We start from the raw sequence: 22,849 nt of genomic DNA, 5'->3' as shown, positions 1-22,849 counted from the left end.
TGCTCGATCGAGGGCTCGGTCGAAGGGGCTCGGTCGAAGGGGTTCGGCCGAAGGGGATCAGTCGAAGGGCCTCAGTCGAAGGGGTTCAGCGCGCTGCCGAGCTTCTTCGCGCCGTCCTTGAGGCCGTTCCCGATGTCGGACGCCTTGTCGCCGACCCAGTCCCCGGCCGCCTCCAGCCCCTTCCCGATGGCCTCGTGGTTGTCCCAGATCATCGCGCCGGCGTACGCGACGCCGGTGCCGACGGCGAGGCCGAGCGTGACCGGGTTCGGAGCCACCGTCAGCGCCGTCAGCGAGGCGTTGAAGGCCGTCCCGGTGAGGTCCGTGGCGAACTTCGCCGGATCCGCCTTGATCATGTCCGTGTTGTACGTGGCGAGGTTGGCCACGCCGTACGCGGTGGCCGCCACACCGCCGACGACACCCGCCCCGCGCAGCCAGCCCGCCGCCTTGGCGGCGTTGGCGAGGCCGCCGTTCTGCGCGACCTTCAGCAGGTTGGCCTCGGCGGCGGTCGGCATGAAGAACGCGCCGTTGCGCATGAACCCGCCGTACATGGCGGCCTCGTCCGAGCCGGTGATCGCGGTCGCGACCCCCGGCGGCACCTTGCTGAGCAGGCTGCCCGGAGCGGCCCCGGCGAGCCGCATGTTGAACTGCTTGGACAGGAAGGTGCCGGGCGCCGTCGGATGGACGAACGGCGGCCGGAGCGCCTTGGACAGCTTGTACGAGTAGAGGCCGGCGGTCGTCAGGGCGCCCGCGAACGCGGTCGCCGTGATGGTGCCGTTGGTGAACTTCGAGACCAGGTCGGCGAGTTTCTCGTTTCCGGTGAGCTTCGCGAGGCCGTCGCGCTGGAGCCGCTGGACGTAGTCGTCGAGCGTCTCGTCGTCCTTCATCTTCAGCCAGGCGAGGTTCATCCGGTCGTCCTTGGCCTTGTCGTCGGCCGCGGAGACCTTGCCCGCGTCACCGTTGAAGCCGGTGCCGAGGGTCTCGTCGTTCTTGTTGCCGTAGCCGTCCACGACGACGGCCTCCAGGTCCTTCTTCAGGTCCTGGTCGGCGACGTCGAAGGCCTTGACGCAGCCGTCCAGGTGCTCGGCCCAGGACACCTCGGCCTCCCGCACGCTCCTGGCCCCGTCGGGGTCGTGGTGCAGCGCGCTGCGCTCCTCGGGCGTCAGCCGCTCGTAGTCGTAGGCGACCCGTCCTTCCTCGGAGACCTTCATGCCGGCCTTGATCGCGTCGGCACGGGCGTTCTCCAGCTGTTTCTTCAGCTCGGCGAACTGCTCGTGGGCGTTGCGAAGCAGCGTCGCGGTCGCCTTCGCCTGCGTCTGGGCCGCCTGGTACTCGTAGCGGGTGGCGGTGAAGTTGGTGTGGGCGGCGGTCGCGCTCTCGCCCAGCCAGGCCTGCGAGGTGGGCAGGGACTGCACGCTCTCCCCGTAACGTTCCTCCACCTTCTTCAGCTCGCCCGCCATCTCGTCCCACTTGTCCGCGGTGGTGGCGAGCTTGTCCAGGTCGGTCGTCATGATCTCGGCGTACGTCAGCACGGTCGGTCCGCCCCCCTCAGTACTGTGTGATGCTCGAGGTCGGCCGGACGCCCGCGATCCGCGCGCGGGTGTCGAGCTCCTGGCCGCTGAAGGAGAGCGCCGTGCCGCGCAGGGCGGTCTTCTCGGAGGCGAGCCGGGCGAGGAGCGTCCTGACCTGCTTGTCCCAGGTGGTCTCGACGGTCTTCAGACCGGCCGCGGTCGCCCAGCCGGCGAAACCGGCGACGGCCGCCGTGGTGGCGGAATCCGCCCACTTGGCGGCCTTGTCGGTGTTCGGCTCCAGCTCGTTCTCGATCGTGTTCGCCGCGGCCTTCTTCTTTGCTGGTGCGGTGGCGAGATCGGGCGAACCGCCGGCGGAGCCTCCGCCGCCTCCGCCGTCGAGCTGGTTCAACCGCATGCCGACGGCGCCCTGTTCAGGTGTGGAGGTCCGTATACCGGCCCATTCCTCGTCAAAGCCCATAGCCCCACGCCCCCATGAAACGAATGCTTGTGCCTTTGCAGGTGCATCGTATGTTTTCGTGGTGACGCGTGGGACGCAAGGGTGGGTCCAATCCTCTTGGATTGGATCTGGGGCGGCGAACGCGCCTTCTTCCAGACTGAGTTCATGACCACCGCAGACTCAGCCACCCCGCGCCCCGAGACCCTCGCCGTCCACCCGCCGCACGTCGAGGTCACGGGCAGCAGGCCCCTCGGTGTGCCCCTCCACCAAGGGCATGTCTTCGCCTTCGACTCGGCCGACGCCCTCGCCGAGGGCTTCACCTCACCGGACGCCTTCCTCTACTCCCGCCTCGGCAACCCCACCGTCCGCACCCTGGAGGACGCCGTCGCCCGCCTGGAGGGCGGGACCGCCGCCCGGTCCTTCGCCTCCGGCATGGGAGCCATCAACGCCGTCCTCCTCGGCCTGCTCGCCGGCGGCGCCCACGTCATCGCCCAGACCTGCCTGTACGGCGGCACCTACGCGGTCCTCACCGACCTTGCCGCACGCTGGGGCGTCGACGTCACGTACGTCTCCGGCGCCGACCCCGAGGAGGTACGGGCCGCCCTGCGCCCCGAGACCCGGCTCCTCTACCTGGAGACCATCGCCAACCCCACCACCCGCGTCGCCGACCTGCCCGCGCTCGCCGCCGTCGCCGCCGGGGCCGGGGTGCCCGTCGTCGTCGACAACACCTTCGCCTCCCCGCTGCTCTGCCGCCCCCTCGACCACGGCGCCGACATCGTCGTGCACTCGGCCACCAAGTACCTGGCCGGCCACGCCGACGTCCTCGGCGGCGTCGCCGTCTTCAAGGACCCCGAGCTGTACGGCAGGGTCCGCCGCCAGTCCGTCGAACAGGGCGCGTCCACCGACCCGTTCGCCGCCTGGCTCACCCTGCGCGGCATGCAGACCCTGTCCCTGCGCATCGAGCGCCAGAGCGCGAGCGCCGCCGAGCTCGCGGCCCGGCTCGAAGCGCACCCGGCGGTCATGGCCGTCCGCCACCCGGCCCTCGCGAGCCACCCGGACCGGGAGATCGCCGCGCGCCTGCTGCCCGCCGGCGGCGGCGGGGTCGTCTCGGTCGACCTCGCGGGCGGCCGCGAGGCGGGCCGCACCTTCGTCGAGGCGGTCCGGCTCGCCTCCCTGAGCGTCTCCCTCGGCGACGTGAAGACGCTGGTGATGCACCCGGCGTCCACCTCCCACCACCAGCTCGACGCGACGGCCCTCGCGGCGGCCGGCATCGGCCCCGGCACGGTCCGTCTTTCGGTCGGCATCGAGCACGTGGAGGACCTGTGGGCGGACCTGGAGCAGGCACTGACGAAGGCCGCCTAGTCCTCCCGCTCCCGCTCCGCCATCCGGATGACGCACACGGCGACCGCGATCTGCAGCGCCGCGTCCGCGTCCTCCCGGACCACGTTCACCGCGTACGTCTCGCGGACGTGGAACCACTGCCGGGAGATGTGGGCCAGGAGTTCGCCCTCGTACTCGACGGTGAACTCCCGGTCCAGGATCCGGCCGCTGACGTCCAGTTCGGTGCCGTCGACGAGCGTCACCCGGTAGTGGTTGCGCAGCAGCGAGAGCCGCTTGCGGCGCACCGTCGCGAGCGGCCGCTCGTCCCGCTCGATCGTCATCGCGTCCCGGAGGCTGAACATCTTCTGCCGCAGGGTCACGAGGACCTGCCCGTCGGGGTCCTTCAGCTCCAGGGTGTCGCGCAGCCGCAGGGCCTTGCCGTCGACGAGGAAGGCGTGGCGGCCCTGCTCGTCCTCGATCCAGTAGTCGTCGCCGATCGCGAACATCTTGTCCCGTACGAGATATTTCACGCCGTATGCCTTCCCGGCCCCGTGGGTTTCTCACCCGAAGTAGCGGGTGAACGCGTCCGGTGAGGCGCCGAGCATCGATCCGAACGGCGCGTCGAGCTGATGGATCAGCAGCACGGTGAAGGCGATGAACCCGGACAGGCCCATCACCATCACCACGTGCGTCGTACTCCTCTTGATCCCGAAGAGGAACATGAACGCCAGCGTCAGCGCACCGCCGATGATCAGACCCGTCCACAGCACCGGGGAGAGCCGCTCCTGCGCCGCCGCTTCCCGACCGCGCCGCGCGTCGTCGACGTAGCCGAGCTGGGCCAGCACCTCCTGGGCCGCGATCTGTTCCGGCACCTTGGCCGAGTCCCCCACCTCGCCCGCCTTCCGGAGCCGTTCGAGCAGCTGCCAGCCGGACGGGCCGAGCGGCTCGCGCTCCTCCATCGCCGGCCATTCGACGCCGACGACGTGATCGGCGTACGTACGGGCTGCGTCCCGCAGCGGCTGCCTCCGGGCGGCGGGGAGCGCGTCCGCGAGGAGGTACATCTGATGCAGGGCGCTCGCCTCGGCCTGGACGTTGTCGGCGGCGTCGGAGCGGGTGTCCCAGACGGACACCAGGCAGAGCCCGAGCACCACCGCGTAGAGGACCGACACCATCATGGCGATGTACTCGGCGACGTCCTCGCGCGGCTCCTCGTCCTCGTCGGCCGGGAAGAGCCTGGTCTTGGCGAAGACGGCGAGGGCGGCGACGAACGCGACGCCGAGGACGACGAAGAGCGTCTCGGACAGGGCCACGGTCAGTTCCCCCGGCTGCCGAGGAGAGCGGCCGCGACCGCCGCCGGGATCAGAAGCAGCAGCAACATCGCCACGACCCCGAACTCATGAGCCTCCCGGGCCCGCCGCCGCAACCGACCGAAGAGCCCCTCGTTGTCCGGCACGGCCCGGACGCGGGGCCGCTGCCCGGCACTGAGGTCGGTCCGGGGCGGGGTGGGGGGCGCGGGGACGGTCTCGCGACCGGCGGGAGGGGCGGCACCCGGTGGGGAGGGGGGTGCGGACCGGGGCACGGAGGACGGGGCGGCCTGCGGGGCGACCCCAGAGAGCGAGGAAGCCCCGGCCCCGACCCCAGCGGTGGTGCCGGTGGTGCCAGTGGTTCCGGTGGTTCCGGGAGCACCAGCGGCCCTGGTGGCCCCGGTGGCCCCGGGAGCCCCGGGCACCCTAGAACCCCCAGCGCCCCCCACCGCACCCCTGACACCACTACTCCCCGCCGCCCCACGAGCCCCCGCAGAAGCCCCAGCACCCGAGGAAGCCCCAGCCCCAGCGGAAGCCCCACCCGCACCACTCCCCGCACTCCCGCCCCTCCCCCCACCGGCCCCCGTCACCCGGGGCGCGGCGACGGCGAAGGCGGCGGAGGAACGCGCGGTGAGCGTGGGCGCGGGTACGAGGTCGCCGAAGGCGTCATAGGTCGGAATCCGGTCGCTGCCGGTGGCGAGCCCGGTACTGCGGTGGGTGCCCGGAGGAAGCCGGACGGTGGCAGTGCAGCGGGCGGAGGCGCCGGGGACGAGCCCGGCGACGCCGGCCCGGCCGCAGTACACGGCCCCGAGCCGCAGGGCGGTGTCGGCGACGCGTACGCCATGGAGGGCGAGGTTGCCCGTATTGCTCACGACGTACGTGATGACGGCCCGCCCGCCCGTGACGGAGATCCGCTCGGTGAGCGCGAGCCCCCCGGCGACCCCGGAGTACCCGGAGCGGGCGACGGCACCGATCGTCCGCCCGAGGGACGGGATGTCCCCCTGGGCCCGCGCGGCGGCGAGGTGCACGCCGGGCAGCGCGCGGAAACGGGCCACGCACTCGACCTCCCCGAGCGCGGCGAGCGGCCGCCGAGGGCAGGACACGGCCCCGGCGGGCACACCGGGGTCGACGACCCGTACCCCGTACAGATGGGCCTCACCCCGGTTGACCAGCCGGTACCGCTTCACGACCTGGGCCCCGACCCGTACCGCCGACGGCCGCTCCGCACTGCCGGCGCGCCCGTCCACGGTCACGGTCATCCGCAGCGCACCGTCTCCGACGCCCCCGGCCCAGGCGGCGGCTCCGGGCAGGACGAGCAGCAACGCCATCAGCAGTCCACCACTCACCTGGCGGAGGCGATAGTCCGATGATCTGCCCGCACGCGTCATGCGCCCCATGCCACCGCCCGCCCCCACCCCACCCCCACCCAGGACACGCCCCGGCCCCCCACCCGGCCCCCACTTTCCACCCGTACGGCACCCTTGAACCATGAACGACTCCGCGCCCACCCCTGCGCCCGCGCCCCGCCGCCGTGCCCGTGTCCGTGCCCCCGAGCTGATCGGCAGGGGCGGCTGGCTCAACACCGGAGGCAAGGAACTCACCCTCGCCGACCTCCGGGGGAAAGTCGTTGTAGTTGATTTTTGGACATTTTGCTGTGTGAACTGCCTGCACGTCCTCGACGAGCTGCGGGACCTGGAGGAGAAGCACCGCGACACGCTCGTGATCGTCGGGGTGCATTCGCCGAAGTTCGTGCACGAGGCCGAGCACCAGGCCGTCGTCGATGCCGTCGAGCGGTACGAGGTGCATCACCCCGTGCTCGACGACCCGGAGCTGGCGACCTGGAAGCAGTACGCCGTGCGGGCCTGGCCGACGCTCGTCGTGATCGACCCCGAGGGGTACGTCGTCGCCCAGCACGCCGGTGAGGGGCACGCCAACGCGATCCGGACGCTCGTCGAGGAGCTGGAGGCCGAGCACGAGGCCAAGGGGACGCTGCGGCGCGGCGACGGACCGTACGTGGCGCCCGAGCCCGTCGCGACCGACCTGAGGTTCCCCGGGAAGGCCGTCGTCCTGGCCGACGGGAACTTCCTCGTCTCCGACACCACCCGGCACCAGCTCGTCGAGCTCGCCGAGGACGGCGAGACCGTCGTGCGGCGCATCGGCGAGGGGGTGTTCCGGGAGCCGCAGGGGCTCGCCCTGCTCCCGGACGGCAAGGTCGTCGTCGCCGACACCGTGAACCACGCCCTGCGCACGTACGACCCCGGGACCGGGGCCATCGAGCTCGTCGCCGGCACCGGGAAGCAGTGGTGGCAGGGTTCCCCGACCTCCGGCCCCGCGCTCGACGTCGACCTGTCCTCGCCGTGGGACGTCGCCTGGTGGCAGGGCAAGGTGTGGATCGCCATGGCCGGTGTGCACCAGCTGTGGACGTACGACCCGGAGACCGGGACCGTCCAGGTCGCGGCCGGGACCACCAACGAGGGGCTCGTCGACGGGCCCGCCGCCGAGGCCTGGTTCGCTCAGCCGTCCGGGCTCGCGGCCACCGAGGACCGGCTCTGGATCGCCGACTCCGAGACCAGCGCCCTGCGGTACGTCGACACCGAAGGCGTCGTTCATACGGCCGTCGGGACCGGGCTCTTCGACTTCGGGCACCGGGACGGCGCCGCCGACCAGGCGCTCTTCCAGCACCCGCTCGGCGTGACCGCCCTGCCCGACGGTTCGGTCGCCGTCTCCGACACGTACAACCACGCCCTGCGCCGCTTCGACCCCGCCACCGGCGAGGTCACCACCCTCGCCACCGATCTGCGCGAGCCCAGCGACGCGGTCCTCGTCGGCGGCGACATCGTGGTCGTCGAGTCCGCCCGGCACCGGCTGACCCGGCTGCGGCTGCCCGAGGAGGCCGTCCAGGTCGAGTCCGCCGCCTACCGGACGCAGCGCGAGGCCACCGAGATCGCCCCCGGCCGGCTCCGGCTCGACGTCGTCTTCCAGGCCCCGACCGGGCAGAAGCTGGACGAGCGCTACGGCCCCTCGACCCGCCTCCTGGTCTCCTCCACCCCGCCGGAGCTGCTGCGCGGCGGCGAGGGGACCGGGACCGATCTCTTCCGGGAGCTGGACCTCGACCCGGAGATCACCGAGGGCGTGCTGCACGTCTCCGCGATGGCCGCGTCCTGCGACGACGACCCCGCCAACGAGTACCCGGCCTGCCACGTCCACCAGCAGGACTGGGGCGTTCCGGTGAAGGTCACGGCCGACGGCGTCGCCCGCCTTCCGCTGATCCTCGCCGGTATGGACGGCTAGTCAGCGGACGATCCCCTGGTTCCTGGACGGGCGCCCCGCGGCCCCGTCCAGGCACCCCTCCACCCAGGCCGCCGGATCGTGCACGGCCCGTTCGCCGCCCATCCCCTGCCGCTCCATGTCGGCGCACTCGCCCTCGCGCAGGGGGCGCCACTTCACGATCCGGACGGCCTGGAGGTATCCGCCCTCGTAGGCGATGTCCCTGCCCCACGGGGGCTGTTCGTCGTAGCGCGCGATCACGGCTCCGCCCGCCGCCGTGGCGAGCACCACGGCGGCGGTCAGGACGGTGATGAACTTGCCCCGGGGCGGCCCCTCATGACGATGCATGAGGACGACCCTGCCCGGTGCGGCCTTTCGCGGATGTTTCGCGGCGGCGGAGGCTCAGCCCTCCAGGAACGCCACCAGTGCGTTCGCGAGGAGGTACGGGTCGTCCGCGCCGCAGAGTTCGCGGGCGCTGTGCATCGAGAGGATCGCGACGCCGATGTCGACCGTCGAGATGCCGTGCCGGGCCGCCGTGATCGGGCCGATCGTGGTGCCGCAGGGCATGTCGTTGCTGGAGACGAAGGACTGCCAGGGCACCCCCGCCTTCTCGCAGGCGGCGGCGAAGACCGCGCGGCCGCTGCCGTCGGTGGCGTACCGCTGGTTGACGTTCACCTTGAGGATCGGGCCGCCGTTGACGCGCGGGTGGTGCGTCGGGTCGTGGCGCTCGGCGTAGTTGGGGTGGACGGCGTGGCCGGTGTCGGAGGAGAGGCAGACGGTGCCGGCGAAGGCACGGGCCCGGTCCTCGTAGGAGCCGCCGCGGGCGTAGACCGAGCGCTCCAGGACGTTGCCGAGGAGGGGGCCCTGGGCGCCGGTGTCGGCCTCGGAGCCGTTCTCCTCGTGGTCGAAGGCGGCGAGGACCGGGATGTACGGGAGGTCGTCGCGGCCCGCGAGGGAGGCGAGCGCGGCGGTGGCGGCGTGCACGGAGAGCAGGTTGTCCATGCGCGGGCCGGCGAGGAGTTCCTGGTCGCGGCCGAGGTAGGCGGGCGCGTCGACGGCGTGGACCATGAGGTCCCAGCCGGTGACGTCCTCGGCGTCGACGCCGGCCTCGGCGGCGACGAACTCGATCAGGTCGCCCTCGTGGACCTGGCCGATGCCCCAGATGGGCTGCATGTGGCGCTGGCGGTCGAGCTTGAGGCCGTCGTTGACCTGGCGGTCGAGGTGGATCGCGAGCTGCGGGACGCGCAGCAGCGGCCGGTCGACGTTGACGAGGTGGTGGCTGCCGTCGCGGAGGGTGAGGCGGCCGGCGAGGCCGAGGTCGCGGTCGAGCCAGGTGTTGAGCAGGGTCCCGCCGTAGATCTCGACGGCGACCTGGCGCCAGCCCTGCGCGCCCATGTCGGGCTGCGGCTTGACGCGCAGGTTGGGGGAGTCGGTGTGGGCGCCGACGATCCGGTACGGGGTGTGGGCGGCGGCGCCCTCCGGCACGTACCAGGCGATGATCGCGCCGCCGCGGATCACGTACTTCCCGCCGCTTGTGCCGTCCCAGGCCGCGGTCTCCTCGACGCGGCGGAAACCGACCTTATCGAGCCGCTCGGCCGTGCTCGCCACCGCGTGGTACGGCGAGGGGGAGGCCGTCAGGAAGGCCATCAGGTCGTCGGTGTGGCCGCGGTCGAAGGGGCCGGCGGTGGGACGGGAAGCTGCGCTGCTCATGGGGTCACCTTACGCAGAGACCGGAATTCGAATACGAGACCCCGGAAATGGGGACACCGCAGGGACACCAGCAGCCCGCGTCCGGGACGCCCCCGGGACACCGTCCGATCCCGTCCGGGACACCGTCCGTCCCTCGTCCGGACACCACCCGCTCCGTTCCGGGCCGTGCGTACGGCCCGCCCCCCGGACGGGCCGTACGGACAACCCCGCCCCGCCCTGACAGCAGGAACGGCCCGCCCCCCTCCCCGGGGACGGGCCGTTCCCTCAGGACGTGGCGCGTCTTAGAACGCGGCCTCGTCCAGGTCCATGAGCGAGCCGTCGACGGCCTCGGCCAGCGCGCGCTCGGCGGAGACGCCGGGCAGGACGTTGGCGGCGAAGAACTTCGCGGCCGCGATCTTGCCCTGGTAGAAGGCGACGTCCTTGCCCGTGGCGCCCTCGGCCAGCTTCTCGGCGGCGACGGCCGCACCCTTGAGGAGCAGGTAGCCGACGACGACGTCGCCGGAGGCGAGCAGCAGGCGGGTGGTGTTGAGGCCGACCTTGTAGATGTTCTTGACGTCCTCGCCGGTGGCGGTGAGGTCGGTGATCATCTTGCCGACGATGCCCTCCAGGTCGACGGCCGCCTTGGCGAGCGCGTCGCGGGCGCCGGCCAGCTCCTCGCCGCCGGTGCCGACCGCGAGGAACTTCTTGATCTCCTCGGACAGTGCGTTCAGGGAGGCGCCCTGGTCGCGGACGATCTTGCGGAAGAAGAAGTCCTGGCCCTGGATGGCCGTGGTGCCCTCGTAGAGGGTGTCGATCTTGGCGTCCCGGATGTACTGCTCGATCGGGTACTCCTGCAGGAAGCCGGAGCCGCCGAAGGTCTGGAGCGACTGCGCGAGCTGCTCGTAGCCCTTCTCGGAGCCGTAGCCCTTCACGATCGGGAGCAGCAGGTCGTTCAGGCCGTGCAGGGCCTTCGCGTCCTCGCCGGCCGCTTCCTTGACCGCGATCGAGTCCTGCACGGAGGCCGTGTAGAGGACGAGGGAGCGCATGCCCTCGGCGTACGCCTTCTGCGTCATGAGCGAGCGGCGGACGTCGGGGTGGTGCGTGATGGTGACCTTGGGCGCGGCCTTGTCCATGAAGTTGGCCAGGTCGGTGCCCTGGACGCGCTCCTTGGCGTACTCCAGGGCGTTGAGGTAGCCCGTGGAGAGGGTGGAGATCGCCTTCGTGCCGACCATCATGCGGGCGAACTCGATGATGAGGAACATCTGGCGGATGCCGTCGTGCTTGTCGCCGATCAGCCAGCCCTTGGCGGGGTGCTGGTCGCCGAAGGTCATCTCGCACGTGTTGGAGGCCTTGAGGCCCATCTTGTGCTCGACGTTCGTGGCGTAGACGCCGTTGCGGGCGCCCAGCTCGCCGGTCTCCCAGTCGAACTCGTACTTCGGGACGAGGAAGAGGCTCAGGCCCTTGGTGCCGGGGCCGGCGCCCTCGGGGCGGGCGAGGACGTAGTGGAGGATGTTCTCCTCCATGTCGTGCTCACCGGAGGTGATGAAGCGCTTGACGCCCTCGATGTGCCAGGAGCCGTCCTCCTGCTGGATGGCCTTGGTGCGGCCGGCGCCGACGTCCGAGCCCGCGTCGGGCTCGGTGAGGACCATGGTGGAGCCCCAGCGCTTCTCGACGGCGATCTGCGCGACCTTCTTCTGCGCCTCGTTGCCCTCGTTGTAGAGGATGCCGGCGAAGGCCGGGCCGGAGGAGTACATCCAGATGGCCGGGTTCGAGCCGAGCAGCAGCTCCGCGTAGGCCCAGATCAGGGAGCGGGGGGAGACGGTGCCGCCGATCTCCTCCGGGATGCCCAGGCGCCAGTACTCGGACTCCATGAAGGCGTTGTACGACTTCTTGAAGGTGGCCGGGACCGGGGCCGTGTTGGTCTCCGGGTCGAAGACCGGCGGGTTGCGGTCGGCGTCGGCGAAGGACTCCGCGAGCTCGTTCTCGGCGAGGCGGCGGATCTCGTCGAGGATGCTCTTGGCGGTCTCGACGTCCATCTCCTCGAACGGCCCGGTGCCGTACACCTTGTCGCGGCCGAGGACCTCGAAGAGGTTGAACTCGATGTCGCGGAGATTCGACTTGTAGTGCCCCATGGCGACGGCTCCGTAAAGGCTCGGGGAGGCGGATGTCCTCGTAGACGTACTACCGGTGAGTAGCTCACGCTCTCTACGATGATGCTACCCACCGGTAATAACGGCAACCCCAATCCGGGACAGAAGTCTGTGACGCGCCCCTCAGTCGCCTTTCGGCCGTGTCCGGCCGGTCCGGGGCCCGGTCCGGCCGGACACGGGACGTATCCGGTCAGTACAGATGTGTCAGGTCGGTGCCCTCCGGAGCGCGGAAGCAGCCGGAGACGACGGTGACGCCGATCAGGTTCTTCTGCTTCGGGTCCTTGCTGCCGACCCACAGCTCGGCGTTGAGGGCGAAGTGCTCGTTCTCCTTGTCCGCCGTGATCTCCAGGGACCTGGCCTTGCTGCTGTTGGGGCCGTACGAGACGACCTTCCACCCCTTGGCGGGCAGCGCCTGGTGGAGCCGTTCGAAGCCCTGCTTCAGCTCGTCCTCGGAGACGTCGTAGAGGGACCACGGGTGGCGGATCGAGAAGAGGTGCTCGGGGTCCTCCTGGCACCGGGAGGCGCCCGCGCCGCCCGGTGTCGACTTGGCCCGGGGCAGGCCGATCATGTCGAAGATCTCGCTGGAGATCTCCTTCGTCCGGGTCCTGGCGTCCTCGACGCCGAGCGTCGTGGGGGTGTAGCCGAGGTCGTCCGCGTCGCTCATGGTGCTGCATCCCGTCGCGAGGGTGGTGAGGCAGAGGAGGGCGCCGAGCGCGGCCGGGCGCCGGGGGCGGCGCCGGCGCGAGGCCGTCGCCGCAGGGGTGCTTGTGGGGTGGTCGCTGGGGTTCATCAGTCCTCGTTCACCTTGTCGTACGCGCCTGCCACGACCTTCGCCTGGTTCTTGAGACTCTCCGAGTCCCGGGTCCAGTAGTCGCTGTGTCCGCTGGTGTCCACGTCCATCCGATGGGCGCCGAACAGCTCGTCGGAGGGCACGGTCTGCACGTACCCGGCGTTGAACGGGATGCCGTTCCAGGTCTCGACGCCCCATGTGTAGCCGCCGAGCCCGGCCACCTTGCCGCCCGCGGGGACGACGTCGTTCCACGCCGCCTCGGACCAGACGTGGCCCTTGTCGACGTCCAGGTTCTCGGCCTTGCCGGTCAGCATGCCGGGGCTGCCGACGGCGACGATGTCGTCGGCAGCGAGATGGCCGCGGTTGGAGGCATCGCCGACGACCGTGGAGCCGTAGCTGTGTCCGATGATGGTGGTGTGGCTCTTGTCGGGGCCGCCCTGCACGGTCTCCAGGCCGTCCATGAACTGGAGCAGCTTGGGGGAGCCGTCGTGCGCCCAGCCCTTCTGCATGGCGTCGGGGGCGATGGAGTGCGGGGCCTCGTAGCCGAACCAGGTGATGGTGGAGACGTTCTGGCCGGGCGCCCACTTCTGGGTCTCCAGCCAGGTGTTCGTCATCCGCGAGATGTTGTCGTCGAAGTCGTTCAGGTTCGTCGTCGTGCCCGGCACGTAGACGGCGGTGTGGTCGGCGGTGTCGGGGTTGCCGTTGGCGATGATCGCCCGGCCGATGCCGTTCTTGTCGTAGCCGAGGAGGTAGGCCTCGGGGAGGCCCTCCTTGCCCGTGGCGTCGAAGCGGGCCTGGATCGAGTCGATGCCCTTGAGCTGGTTCTTCAGCGTCTCCTGGTTCTTCTGCCACTCCCGGTACTCGGGACTGGTGACGACCGCCGGGTAGGAGCCGCTGGGGTTCGGGATGTACTGGTTCGGTGCGGGCTTGTTCAGCTCCGTCTGGATCTGCGCCCGGGTCTCCGCGAACACCATGCGGTTGGCGTCGTCGCGGACCGAGGACGGCAGGCCGTCCAGGGCGCCGACGGAGGCCGGGTAGAGCGTCGCGTACTCGTCGCGCTGCTCCTGGGTGAGGCCGTTCCACCAGTCGGCGTTCTCCTTGGGGGACTTGCCGTGGGGGATCTTGTCGTCGTCGGCGTACTTGCCGGCGGCGTCCTGCATCGCCTTGGTGTCCTTGGCGGCGTCCACGAGGGTCTCGTCGCTGACGGTGAGGCCGGGTTCGGCCTTGAGCTTGCGCAGGACGCCGGCGTAGCGGCCGTCGATCTCGGCGGCCTCCCGGACGGCGTCGCCGATGCGCTGGGCGATGTCCTCGGCCTTGCCCTTGTTGGCGTCGGCGCTGCCGATGCCCTCGGCCTTGCCGGGGAGGTAGGGGATGGGGGCGCCGTCGTGCGCGGTGTTCGAGCCCGGGGCGAGGACGGACGACTGGGTCGGGTAGGTCACCGTCCCGTCGGCGTTCACGGTGAACTTCAGGTTCTCCGCGTCCTCGAGGGCCTGCTTCAGCTTCTTCTGCGGGGCGGCGAGTTCGGCCGCGAGCCCGTTGAGCGCCGTACGGATCAGGCCGCACTCGGTGTGCAGGTACTGGTAGTTGCGGGAGAGCTGCTGGACGTCGCCGCCCGCCTTGCTCGCCGCCTCGCCCTTCTGGGTGTCGTGGATCTTGGCGAACATGCCGTTGTCCACGCGGTCCTTGTCCGCGTTGGCGCGGGAGCTGACCTTGCCCCAGCCGTCGGCGGCGTCGGTGTACTCGCTCAGCTTCACGTCGCGCAGTTGCTGCCAGGTGGGCATGCGGGATCAGCCCTCCTTCTTCTGGCCGGGCCGATCGGAGGAGCCCGACTGCCGGGCGCCCTCGGCGGCCACCTTCTGCCGGGTGTCCTCCTCGCGCTCGCCGAAGTCCCGTCCGGCGGCCTTGAGGGCGCCTTCGAGCCGGCCGCACTCGTCGCGGACGGCGGAGACGCGGGTCTTCCAGGTGCCGAGGATCTCGGTGAGCGCGGCGGAGGAGTCGAAGCCGGCGGTGGAGCCGGTGACGCCCTCGTTGGCCGTGTCCAGGTCGGTGACCGAGTTCGAGGTGGAGGTCCGCAGCTCGCCCGCGGTGTTTCCGGCGCTGTGCCAGGGGCCGACGTCGGCCTTGAGGTCGCCGCCTCCCCCGTCCGGGGCGGAGAGCCCCGCGAGGCTCATCGCCGCGGGTTGTTCTCCGATGATTTCCTGCCATTTGGCGTTGAGCGCCATCTGTCACCCCCGTGGTGGCCGGATTGCTTCCGCGAACCTAGCAAGAGAGGGGGTGCGGTGCGAAGAAACGTGCGAGAGGCACCGATGCGCCTGCCCCGGCGGCCCGCCGGTCGATAGTCTGGGCCGCATGTACGGCTACGACCAGAATCCGGGTGCCCAGCAGCAGTACGCGCCCCCGCCCCAGCAGGGGCAGTACGCGCCGCCGCAGGCCGGGATGCAGGCCGGTATGCCGGGCGGTATGCAGGGTGGTTACGCCCAGCAGCAGCCCCCGCTGTACCCGGAGCCCTCGCCGCCCTCCCTCGCGGACGCCGTGCGCGCCTTCACGACCGGCACGCTGGCCCCCGAGGACTTCCAGCAGATCTTCGCGACCTCGAAGGTCTACTGCCCGCGCGGCGACAACCCGGGCTTCCTGGCCCTGCACAACACCCAGCATCCGGTGATCCCGATGTTCACCTCGCTGAAGGAGCTGCGGCGGTACGCGGGCAAGGAGTCGAAGTACTTCGTGATCACCGGCGCCGAGGTGATCGACCTGCTGCCGACGGGCTACGGCTTCGTGCTCGACATGGAGGGCGACCACCGCATGGTCTTCGACGCGAAGGCCGTGGAGCAGATGGTCGACTTCGCGATGCGGCGGATGTACGGCTGACGGACGCTGGAGGTACGTGGGGACGCCCGGGAGGAATTCCTCCCGGGCGTTTCGCGTTCCTGGTGGCAGAAAGTTCAGCGTTCAACTAAAGTGGACGTACAAGGTCGCACCTAGGAGGTCCGGTCATGCCCGCTGTGACTGTCGAGAACCCGCTCACCCTGCCGCGCGTCGCCGCCCCGGCCGATGCCGTCACCCGCCCCGTGCTCGCCGTCACCACGGCCCCGCAGGGGTTCGAGGGCGAGGGCTTCCCGGTCCGCCGGGCCTTCGCGGGGATCAACTACCAGTACCTCGACCCGTTCATCATGATGGACCAGATGGGCGAGGTGGAGTACGCCCCCGGCGAGCCCAAGGGCACCCCCTGGCACCCCCACCGGGGCTTCGAGACCGTCACCTACATCATCGACGGGATCTTCGACCACCAGGACTCCCAGGGCGGCGGCGGCACCATCACCAACGGCGACACCCAGTGGATGACGGCCGGCTCCGGCCTCCTCCACATCGAGGCCCCGCCGGAGTCCCTCGTCGTCAGCGGCGGCCTCTTCCACGGCCTCCAGCTGTGGGTGAACCTGCCCGCCGCCGACAAGATGATGGCCCCCCGCTACCAGGACATCCGCGGTCGCCAGGTCCAGCTCCTCACCTCCCCCGACGGCGGCGCGCTGCTCCGCGTCATCGCCGGCGAGCTCGACGGCCACGAGGGCCCCGGCATCACCCACACCCCGATCACGATGATCCACGCCACCCTGCGCCCCGGCGCCGAGATCGACCTGCCCTGGCGCGAGGACTTCAACGGCCTCGCGTACGTGCTCGCCGGCCGCGGCACCGTCGGCACCGACCGCCGGCCCATCCACACCGGGCAGACCGCCGTCTTCGGCAAGGGCGGCGCGCTCACCGTCCGCGCGGACGAGAAGCAGGACGGGAACACCCCCGACCTGGAGGTCGTGCTCCTCGGCGGACAGCCGATCCGCGAGCCCATGGCCCACTACGGCCCGTTCGTCATGAACACCCAGGCCGAACTCCGCCAGGCCTTCGAGGACTTCCAGGCGGGCCGCCTCGGCACGATCCCGGCGGTCCACGGGATGGGCGAGTAGTCCGTACCGCCGATTGACGGGCCGTCACCCGGACGGCCCGTCAGCGTGCGACGACACGCCGACGGGCATGATCCGGTGGACGGGTGCAGACGCAGACACCGCTCCTCCCCGAACCCGTCCGCCGGTTCGCCGCCTGGTGCGTCGTCCTGCTGCTCGCCGCCGGGGTCGCCGCCGTCTTCATCTGGCTCTGCGTCGAATTCAAGACGGCCGTCACCCCCGTCCTCCTCGCGATCCTCGGCACCGCCCTCCTCGGGCCGCTCTACCGGCGCCTGGTGCTGATGAAGGTCCGCAAGGGCCTCGCCGCCGCGCTCACCGTCGCCGCCGTCCTCGTGGTCGTCGGCGGCGCCACGTACATCGTCGTCGTCGCCCTCATCGACACCGGCGGCCAGATCCTCGCCTCGCTCCGGCAGGCCGCCTCCGACATCGCCGACCACCTCGGCGCGGCAGGCACCTCCCTCGACGACCTCGCCAGGAACGCCGAGAAACTCCTCAAGGAGTTCGGCGGCACCGCCGCGTCCGGCGTCATCAGCGGGCTCAGCGTCGTCGGCCAGATGCTCGCCACCGCCGTCCTCGCGCTCCTCCTGATCTTCTTCTTCCTCAAGGACTCCGACCGGGTCGCCGGCACCCTGCGCGCCCTCGCCCCCCGCGCCACCGGCGACCTCGTCGAGGCCATGGCCCGCCGCGCCTTCGAGGCCGTCGAGGGCTTCATGCGCGGCACCACCGTCGTCGCCCTCGTCGACGCCGTCCTCATCGGCATCGGCCTCGTCATCCTCGACGTGCCCGGCGCGGTGGGCCTCGCCGCGCTCGTCTTCGTCACCGCCTACATCCCGTACCTCGGCGCCTTCCTCTCCGGAGCGATCGCCGTCCTCGTCGCCCTCGCCGACCGCGGCTTCGTCATCGCGCTGTGGACGCTCGGCGTCGTCCTCGCCGTCCAGGTCATCGAGGGGAACGTCCTCCAGCCCCTCGTCCAGAGCCGGACCGTCCAGATGCACCCGGCCGTCGTCATGCTCGCGATCACCGCCGGCGCGTCCGTCGCGGGCATCCTGGGCATGCTCCTCGCCGTCCCGCTGACGGCCGCGGCCACGGGGGTCCTGGGGGAGCTGAGGACGCGGTACGGAAGCCCTGCCGCGGACGGCTAGGCCGGCGCCAGACCACCGCGCTCGAACGAGGCCAGAAGCTGTTCGAGCGCCGCCTGGTCGGGGCCCACGAACGGGTCCGCGTCCGGCGCGGCGGCGATCGTGTCCAGCATCCGGTCCGTCATCCGCACGGCCGGCGGCAGATGCGTGCACAGCACGATCTCCGGATTCATCGCCCGCAGCGGCTCGATCGAAGCCCGGTACCTCCCCGGGTCCACCAGCTGCACCCACGGGCTGTCGATCGTCGCCCACAGCAGCTGCGCCCGCCGCAGCTCCTCCGGCTTCAGATCGCTCGCGTGCCCGCTCTCGGCGAGTTCGGCGCTCGGCATCGGACCGCCGAAGCAGTCCGAGCTGAAGCAGATCCGGGTCCGGTCGTCGTAGAAGCCGACGGTGGCCGGGTTGTCGTAGAGCGGCGGCCGGAAGCCGTGCAGCGTCCGGTCGCCGACGTCGAGGGACTGGCCCGGGTTGAGGAAGTACACCCGGTCCATGGGCAGCGCCCGCTCGGTCGACATGATGCCGAAACCGATGAACGTCGTGACCACGCGCGCGCGTGGCGCCGCGTCGAGCAGGTCGAAGATCCCGCCCGTGTGGTCCCGGTCGGGGTGCGTCAGCCAGATCCAGCGCACGTCGGCCGGCTCCACGACCCCGCCGAGCGCGGCGACGAAGTCACGGTCCTCGACCGAGAGCCCGGTATCGACGACCACGGGCTCGGCGGCGGTGAGGACGTAGGCGTTGACGGGGAGATGCCCGATCCCCGGCACGTCGAGGCTGTCGGCGATCACCGTGGTGTCACTGCCGACCTTGTGGGTGTCCATGACGCACTCCGTGCTCCCCCGCACGCGACCGCCTGGAACCAGTCTGCGCCGGGGGAGGGGGACGCGCCCGCCAGGACGGTGCCACAACGGTGGGGACCGAGCCCATGACCGCGCCGGCCGCCGGAGGCTACCCGAGGCCCTCCTCCGACCCCGGCTCGTTCAGCTCGAACCAGATCGCCTTGCCCTCGCCCCGCGGATCCACCCCCCACGCGTCCGCCAGCATCCCCATCAGGACCAGGCCCCGCCCGCTGGACGCCATCTCCCCCGGGTGCCGCTTGTGCGGCAGTTCGTCGCTGCCGTCGGAGACCTCGACCCGCAGCCGCCGCGTCTTCTCGCCGCACGCGACCTCCGCGACCAGGAGCGCGTCGCCGTCCGTGTGGACGAGGACGTTCGTGACCATCTCGGAGACCATCAGGACCGCCGCGTCGAGCTGGTCCTCGTCCGACCAGTCGTGCAGCAGCTGCCGGACCTGCTCGCGGGCCTCGGCGATCCGTTCCGGTTCGGCCTGGGCGATGGTCATCAGGGTGCGGCGCGGGGCCTCCCGGGCGGTGCCGGCGGGCCGGCGGGACAGCAGGAGCACCGCGATGTCGTCCTCCCGGCGGTCGGCGAGCGGCCCCGTCGTGTGGTGCGAGCCCGGCCCGTGGACGGCCTCCACGAGCGCGTCGGCGAGCCGCTCCAGGTCGTCGCCGTCATGGGACTCCAGGAGCTCCCGTACGCGCTCCCAGCCGCTGTCCAGGTCGTGCCCGCCGGTCTCCAGGAGCCCGTCGGTGCAGATCATGAGGGTCTCGCCGGGCTCCAGGGTGAGCCGGGTGGTGGGGTAGTCGGTGTCGGGGACGATGCCGAGCGGCAGCCCCCCGGCGGTGGGCCGGAGCAGAACCGTTCCGTCGTTCATCCGTACCGCCGGATCCGGATGCCCCGCGCGCGCGATGTCGACGATCCCCGTCTCCAGGTCGACCTCCAGGTAGAGACAGGTCGCGAAACGCGGACCGCCGCCGTTCCCGTCCCCGTCGTCCCCGTCCGTGATCCCGTACAGGAAGCGGGACGCGCGCGCGAGGACCGCGTCGGGACGGTGGCCCTCGGAGGCGTACGCGCGCAGGGCGATCCGCAGCTGCCCCATGAGGCCGGCCGCCCGCACGTCGTGCCCCTGCACGTCCCCGATGACGAGCGCGATCCGGCCCGTGCCGGGCTGGCCGGTGCGGGAGGAGCCGCCGGGCAGCCGGATCATGTCGTACCAGTCGCCGCCGACCTGGAGCCCGCCGCCGGTCGGCACGTACCGCGCGGCGACCTGGATGCCGGGGATGCCGGGCCCGAGGACCGGCATCATCGTCCGCTGGAGTCCGAGCGACAGCTCGCGCTCGGACTCGGCCACGCCCGCGCGTGCGAGCGCCTGCGCGAGCATCCGCGCGACCGTCGTCAGCACGGAGCGCTCGTCGGGCGTGAACGCCACCGGGTGCTTGAAGGCCGCCATCCAGGCGCCCATCGTCCGCCCGGCGACGACGAGCGGCACGAAGGCCCAGGAGCGCCGCCCGAACCGCTGCGCGAGCGGCCAGGTCATGGGAAACCGCCGCAGATACTCCTCCGGCGTCGGCAGATAGATGGCCCGCCCGGTCCGCGCGACCTCCGCCGCCGGATAGTCGGTGTCCAGCGACATCGACGAGAACGGCCCCTCGTCGCCCTCGCTGTGCCCGTGGTGACCGATCACGGTCAGCCGCTCGCCCGCCACGCCGAAGACCGCGAGCCCGTCCGGCGAGAAACCGGGCATGGACAGCGAGGCCGCCACCCGCAGCACCTCGGCCGTCGACCGCGCCTCGGCGAGCGCCCGCCCCGCGTCGAGGAGGAAGGCCTCGCGGGAGCGGCGCCAGTCGCCGGTGATGGGGGTACGGGCGGCGGTGCCCGGCTGCTGCTCGGCGACCTCCTGGAGCGTGCCCACCAGCTGGTAGTCGTTGCCCTCGATCAGCGGCTTCGACCTGCTCCGTACGGTACGGATCACCCGTCCGTGCTCGTCCATGATCCGCAGCCGGGCCTCCGCGAGGGTGCCCTCGGCGACGGCGAGGTTGACCACCCCGTCGATCTCGTTCCAGTCGACCGGGTGAAAACGCGACCGCACCGCCGCCTCGGTGAGCCGCACGGGCTCGGCGGGCAGCCCGAGCAGCCGGGCGGCCTCGGCGTCGAGCGAGACGATCCCGGACGCGTTGTCCCAGCGCCACAGGCCGGTCGCGATCGCGGCCAGGACGTCCTCGGTGCGCATTGCCCCACTTTATGAATATCGGACAGCAGGTCGCCACCGACACTATTCGAAATGCGATCTTGGACCGGCCGGTACTCTGGGTGGGTCTGCCCTCGTGTCCTGTGACATCTGTGACAGGGGCCACAAGGCAGCCGCCGACCCCAAAGATCCCGAAGACTGGATGAACGACGATGCATCGGTACAGGTCCCACACCTGCGGCGAGCTCCGCGCCTCTGACGTCGGCACCGACGTCCGGCTGAGCGGCTGGCTGCACAATCGGCGCGACCTGGGCGGCATCCTCTTCATCGATCTGCGCGACCACTACGGCATCACGCAGCTCGTCGCCCGGCCCGGCACCCCCGCCGCCGAGGTCCTCGACAAGCTGACGAAGGAGACCGTCGTCCGCGTGGACGGCAAGGTCGTCTCCCGCGGCACGGAGAACGTCAACCCCGAGCTGCCGACCGGCGAGATCGAGATCGAGGCCGCCGAGGTCGAGGTCCTCGGCGCCGCCAAGCAGATCCCCTTCACCATCAACACCGACGACGGTGTCAACGAGGAGCGGCGCCTGGAGTACCGCTTCCTCGACCTGCGCCGCGAGCGCATGCACCGCAACATCATGCTGCGCTCCGCCGTCATCGCCTCCATCCGCTCCAAGATGGTGGCCCTCGGCTTCAACGAGATGGCGACCCCGATCCTCGCCGCGACCTCCCCCGAGGGCGCCCGCGACTTCGTCGTCCCGTCCCGCCTGAACCCGGGCAAGTTCTACGCGCTGCCGCAGGCGCCGCAGCAGTTCAAGCAGCTGCTGATGATCTCCGGCTTCGACCGGTACTTCCAGATCGCGCCCTGCTTCCGCGACGAGGACGCCCGCGCCGACCGCTCGCCGGGCGAGTTCTACCAGCTCGACGTCGAGATGAGCTTCGTCGAGCAGGAGGACGTCTTCCAGCCGATCGAGAAGCTCATGACGGAGCTCTTCGAGGAGTTCGGCGGCGGCCGCCACGTCACCTCGCCGTTCCCGCGCATCCCGTTCCGCGAGTCGATGCTGAAGTACGGCAACGACAAGCCGGACCTGCGCACCGACCTCGAACTCGTCGACATCTCGGACGTCTTCGAGAACTCCGAGTTCAAGGCCTTCGCCGGCAAGCACGTCCGCGCGCTCGCCGTCCCGAACACCGGCGACCAGCCGCGCAAGTTCTTCGACTCCCTCGGCGACTTCGCGGTCTCCCTGGGCGCGAAGGGCCTGGCCTGGGTCCGCGTGGGCGAGGAGAACGCCCTCACCGGCCCCATCGCCAAGTTCCTCACCGAAGAGAACGTCAAGGTCCTCACCGAGCGCCTCGGCCTGGCTCCCGGCCACGCGATCTTCTTCGGTGCGGGCGAGTTCGACGAGGTCTCCAAGATCATGGGCCCGGTCCGGGTCGAGGCCGCCAAGCGCGCCGGCCAGTTCGAGGAGAACGTCTTCCGCTTCGCGTGGATCGTCGACTTCCCGATGTACGAGCGGGACGAGGAGACCGGCAAGATCGACTTCTCGCACAACCCGTTCTCCATGCCGCAGGGTGGCCTCGAGGCCCTGGAGACCCAGGACCCGCTGGACGTCCTCGGCTGGCAGTACGACATCGTCTGCAACGGCATCGAGCTCTCCTCCGGCGCCATCCGGAACCACGAGCCCGAGATCATGTTCAAGGCCTTCGAGATCGCCGGCTACAGCCGCGAGACCGTCGAGTCGGAGTTCGCCGGCATGCTCCGCGCCTTCGAGTACGGCGCCCCGCCGCACGGCGGCATCGCCCCGGGCGTCGACCGCATCGTCATGCTCCTCGCCGACGAGCCCAACATCCGCGAGACGATCGCCTTCCCGCTGAACGGCAACGCCCAGGACCTCCTGATGGGCGCCCCGACGGAACTCGACGAGTCCCGCCTGCGCGAGCTCAACATCCAGCTCCGCAAGCCGGTCGAGAAGAAGGTCACGGAAGACCGCCCGGTGACGGAATCGGTCCACCCGGAGGCGGGCCGCTAATCAGCTTTCGACACCGATGGGGCCCGGAACCGTGGATGCGGTTCCGGGCCCCATCGGTGAGCCGTTTCCAACTTCACGCTGATGCGTGGTGAAGAACGAGAACAGCCTTCACGATGTCGGTGATGCGGTTGGTGCTGCAGCGGAGTTTCCGGAGCAGGCGCCAGCCCTTCAGCGTGGCCATGGCCTGCTCGCCGACGCAGCGGATCTTGGCGTGGGTGGTG

The 22,849-nt window shown here is 71.1% G+C and carries 19 protein-coding genes and 1 pseudogene; 6 read left to right on the top strand and 14 right to left on the bottom strand.

All coding sequences use genetic code 11. The annotated features are described in order from the left end of the window. Positions 1-71: 71 nt before the first annotated feature. Both ACFYX3_RS15825 and ACFYX3_RS15820 read right to left on the bottom strand, forming a co-directional pair. Entirely contained in the window at positions 72-1,508 is a 1,437-nt protein-coding gene (locus ACFYX3_RS15825) for a hypothetical protein (RefSeq protein ID WP_389013293.1), read from the bottom strand. A gap of 37 nt (positions 1,509-1,545) precedes the next feature. After that, positions 1,546-1,923: a hypothetical protein gene (locus tag ACFYX3_RS15820; protein WP_382656260.1), complete on the bottom strand. Its 378-nt coding sequence runs from the start codon at positions 1,921-1,923 to the stop codon at positions 1,546-1,548. A 207-nt stretch (positions 1,924-2,130) separates the two neighbouring features. Between ACFYX3_RS15820 and ACFYX3_RS15815 the strand changes: the two genes are divergently transcribed. Then, positions 2,131-3,327, top strand: coding sequence for a trans-sulfuration enzyme family protein (locus ACFYX3_RS15815; RefSeq protein ID WP_389013289.1), 1,197 nt, complete (start codon positions 2,131-2,133; stop codon positions 3,325-3,327). Here ACFYX3_RS15815 and ACFYX3_RS15810 read toward each other — a convergent pair. The 3 genes from ACFYX3_RS15810 to ACFYX3_RS15800 are packed head-to-tail and all read right to left on the bottom strand — an operon-like array spanning position 3,324 to position 5,935. Beyond that, entirely contained in the window at positions 3,324-3,815 is a 492-nt protein-coding gene (locus tag ACFYX3_RS15810) for an LURP-one-related/scramblase family protein (protein WP_385658775.1), read from the bottom strand. The genes ACFYX3_RS15815 and ACFYX3_RS15810 overlap by 4 nt on opposite strands. Before the next feature lie 30 nt (positions 3,816-3,845). After that, a complete protein-coding gene (locus ACFYX3_RS15805; RefSeq protein WP_389013286.1) occupies positions 3,846-4,595 on the bottom strand; it encodes a hypothetical protein in 750 nt (249 codons plus the stop codon). A gap of 2 nt (positions 4,596-4,597) precedes the next feature. Further along, positions 4,598-5,935 carry a hypothetical protein gene (locus ACFYX3_RS15800; protein ID WP_389013283.1) on the bottom strand — a complete coding sequence of 446 codons (1,338 nt, stop codon included), beginning with the start codon at positions 5,933-5,935 and terminating at the stop codon, positions 4,598-4,600. Positions 5,936-6,077: 142 nt separating this feature from the next. On the opposite strand from ACFYX3_RS15800, the gene ACFYX3_RS15795 reads away from it, so the two are divergent. Next, positions 6,078-7,880, top strand: a complete 1,803-nt coding sequence (locus tag ACFYX3_RS15795; protein ID WP_389013280.1) for an NHL domain-containing thioredoxin family protein — start codon at positions 6,078-6,080, stop codon at positions 7,878-7,880. On the opposite strand, the gene ACFYX3_RS15790 is transcribed toward ACFYX3_RS15795, so the two are convergent. The 6 genes from ACFYX3_RS15790 to ACFYX3_RS15765 form a co-directional block, all read right to left on the bottom strand. Further along, positions 7,881-8,204 (bottom strand): hypothetical protein, encoded by a 324-nt coding sequence (locus ACFYX3_RS15790; RefSeq protein ID WP_376583397.1) that lies wholly within the window; start codon positions 8,202-8,204, stop codon positions 7,881-7,883. It lies immediately after the preceding gene. 54 nt (positions 8,205-8,258) lie between these two features. Then, positions 8,259-9,566 (bottom strand): M18 family aminopeptidase, encoded by a 1,308-nt coding sequence (locus ACFYX3_RS15785; protein ID WP_389013277.1) that lies wholly within the window; start codon positions 9,564-9,566, stop codon positions 8,259-8,261. A 281-nt stretch (positions 9,567-9,847) separates the two neighbouring features. After that, positions 9,848-11,677 (bottom strand): acyl-CoA dehydrogenase, encoded by a 1,830-nt coding sequence (locus ACFYX3_RS15780; RefSeq protein WP_116160067.1) that lies wholly within the window; start codon positions 11,675-11,677, stop codon positions 9,848-9,850. Positions 11,678-11,885: 208 nt separating this feature from the next. Then, on the bottom strand, positions 11,886-12,485 hold the full coding sequence (locus ACFYX3_RS15775) for a hypothetical protein (protein WP_382656278.1): 600 nt from the start codon (positions 12,483-12,485) through the stop codon (positions 11,886-11,888). Next, positions 12,485-14,266: an alpha/beta hydrolase gene (locus ACFYX3_RS15770; protein ID WP_389013272.1), complete on the bottom strand. Its 1,782-nt coding sequence runs from the start codon at positions 14,264-14,266 to the stop codon at positions 12,485-12,487. Before ACFYX3_RS15770 ends, ACFYX3_RS15775 begins: the two co-directional genes overlap by 1 nt. A gap of 6 nt (positions 14,267-14,272) precedes the next feature. Then, positions 14,273-14,707, bottom strand: a complete 435-nt coding sequence (locus ACFYX3_RS15765) for a hypothetical protein (RefSeq protein ID WP_389013269.1) — start codon at positions 14,705-14,707, stop codon at positions 14,273-14,275. A gap of 127 nt (positions 14,708-14,834) precedes the next feature. On the opposite strand from ACFYX3_RS15765, the gene ACFYX3_RS15760 reads away from it, so the two are divergent. The 3 genes from ACFYX3_RS15760 to ACFYX3_RS15750 all read left to right on the top strand — a co-directional run bounded on the left by ACFYX3_RS15760 (position 14,835) and on the right by ACFYX3_RS15750 (position 17,580). Then, entirely contained in the window at positions 14,835-15,353 is a 519-nt protein-coding gene (locus ACFYX3_RS15760) for an SseB family protein (RefSeq protein ID WP_382656285.1), read from the top strand. Between the two features lie 125 nt (positions 15,354-15,478). Beyond that, positions 15,479-16,441 carry a pirin family protein gene (locus tag ACFYX3_RS15755; protein WP_389013265.1) on the top strand — a complete coding sequence of 321 codons (963 nt, stop codon included), beginning with the start codon at positions 15,479-15,481 and terminating at the stop codon, positions 16,439-16,441. Between the two features lie 83 nt (positions 16,442-16,524). Continuing rightward, positions 16,525-17,580: an AI-2E family transporter gene (locus ACFYX3_RS15750; protein ID WP_389013262.1), complete on the top strand. Its 1,056-nt coding sequence runs from the start codon at positions 16,525-16,527 to the stop codon at positions 17,578-17,580. On the opposite strand, the gene ACFYX3_RS15745 is transcribed toward ACFYX3_RS15750, so the two are convergent. Continuing rightward, positions 17,577-18,392 (bottom strand): MBL fold metallo-hydrolase, encoded by an 816-nt coding sequence (locus ACFYX3_RS15745; protein WP_389013259.1) that lies wholly within the window; start codon positions 18,390-18,392, stop codon positions 17,577-17,579. The genes ACFYX3_RS15750 and ACFYX3_RS15745 overlap by 4 nt on opposite strands. 127 nt (positions 18,393-18,519) lie before the next feature. Continuing rightward, positions 18,520-20,640 carry a SpoIIE family protein phosphatase gene (locus ACFYX3_RS15740; RefSeq protein WP_389013256.1) on the bottom strand — a complete coding sequence of 707 codons (2,121 nt, stop codon included), beginning with the start codon at positions 20,638-20,640 and terminating at the stop codon, positions 18,520-18,522. Between the two features lie 170 nt (positions 20,641-20,810). Here ACFYX3_RS15740 and aspS point away from each other — a divergent pair, with 170 nt between their 5' ends. Further along, entirely contained in the window at positions 20,811-22,628 is a 1,818-nt protein-coding gene (gene aspS, locus ACFYX3_RS15735) for an aspartate--tRNA ligase (RefSeq protein ID WP_389013253.1), read from the top strand. 73 nt (positions 22,629-22,701) lie between these two features. On the opposite strand, the pseudogene ACFYX3_RS15730 reads toward aspS, so the two are convergent. Then, positions 22,702-22,849, bottom strand: a pseudogene (locus ACFYX3_RS15730) (IS5/IS1182 family transposase); the annotation flags it as partial.

Source organism: Streptomyces sp. NPDC002463, assembly GCF_042889835.1.
GTDB classification, from domain to species: Bacteria; Actinomycetota; Actinomycetes; order Streptomycetales; family Streptomycetaceae; genus Streptomyces; species Streptomyces nymphaeiformis.
The sequence above is the reverse complement of the archived record's forward strand: the minus strand, read 5'-3'. Positions and strand labels throughout refer to the sequence as shown.

Coding starts and splice junctions, on each gene's coding strand:
- ACFYX3_RS15770 (WP_389013272.1), bottom strand. CDS start 14,266: ATGCCCACCTGGCAGCAACTGCGCGACGTGAAGCTGAGCGAGTACACC.
- ACFYX3_RS15780 (WP_116160067.1), bottom strand. CDS start 11,677: ATGGGGCACTACAAGTCGAATCTCCGCGACATCGAGTTCAACCTCTTC.
- ACFYX3_RS15795 (WP_389013280.1), top strand. CDS start 6,078: ATGAACGACTCCGCGCCCACCCCTGCGCCCGCGCCCCGCCGCCGTGCC.
- ACFYX3_RS15820 (WP_382656260.1), bottom strand. CDS start 1,923: ATGCGGTTGAACCAGCTCGACGGCGGAGGCGGCGGAGGCTCCGCCGGC.
- ACFYX3_RS15765 (WP_389013269.1), bottom strand. CDS start 14,707: ATGGCGCTCAACGCCAAATGGCAGGAAATCATCGGAGAACAACCCGCG.
- aspS (WP_389013253.1), top strand. CDS start 20,811: ATGCATCGGTACAGGTCCCACACCTGCGGCGAGCTCCGCGCCTCTGAC.
- ACFYX3_RS15790 (WP_376583397.1), bottom strand. CDS start 8,204: ATGCATCGTCATGAGGGGCCGCCCCGGGGCAAGTTCATCACCGTCCTG.
- ACFYX3_RS15775 (WP_382656278.1), bottom strand. CDS start 12,485: ATGAACCCCAGCGACCACCCCACAAGCACCCCTGCGGCGACGGCCTCG.
- ACFYX3_RS15760 (WP_382656285.1), top strand. CDS start 14,835: ATGTACGGCTACGACCAGAATCCGGGTGCCCAGCAGCAGTACGCGCCC.
- ACFYX3_RS15740 (WP_389013256.1), bottom strand. CDS start 20,640: ATGCGCACCGAGGACGTCCTGGCCGCGATCGCGACCGGCCTGTGGCGC.
- ACFYX3_RS15745 (WP_389013259.1), bottom strand. CDS start 18,392: ATGGACACCCACAAGGTCGGCAGTGACACCACGGTGATCGCCGACAGC.
- ACFYX3_RS15755 (WP_389013265.1), top strand. CDS start 15,479: ATGCCCGCTGTGACTGTCGAGAACCCGCTCACCCTGCCGCGCGTCGCC.
- ACFYX3_RS15815 (WP_389013289.1), top strand. CDS start 2,131: ATGACCACCGCAGACTCAGCCACCCCGCGCCCCGAGACCCTCGCCGTC.
- ACFYX3_RS15785 (WP_389013277.1), bottom strand. CDS start 9,566: ATGAGCAGCGCAGCTTCCCGTCCCACCGCCGGCCCCTTCGACCGCGGC.
- ACFYX3_RS15825 (WP_389013293.1), bottom strand. CDS start 1,508: ATGACGACCGACCTGGACAAGCTCGCCACCACCGCGGACAAGTGGGAC.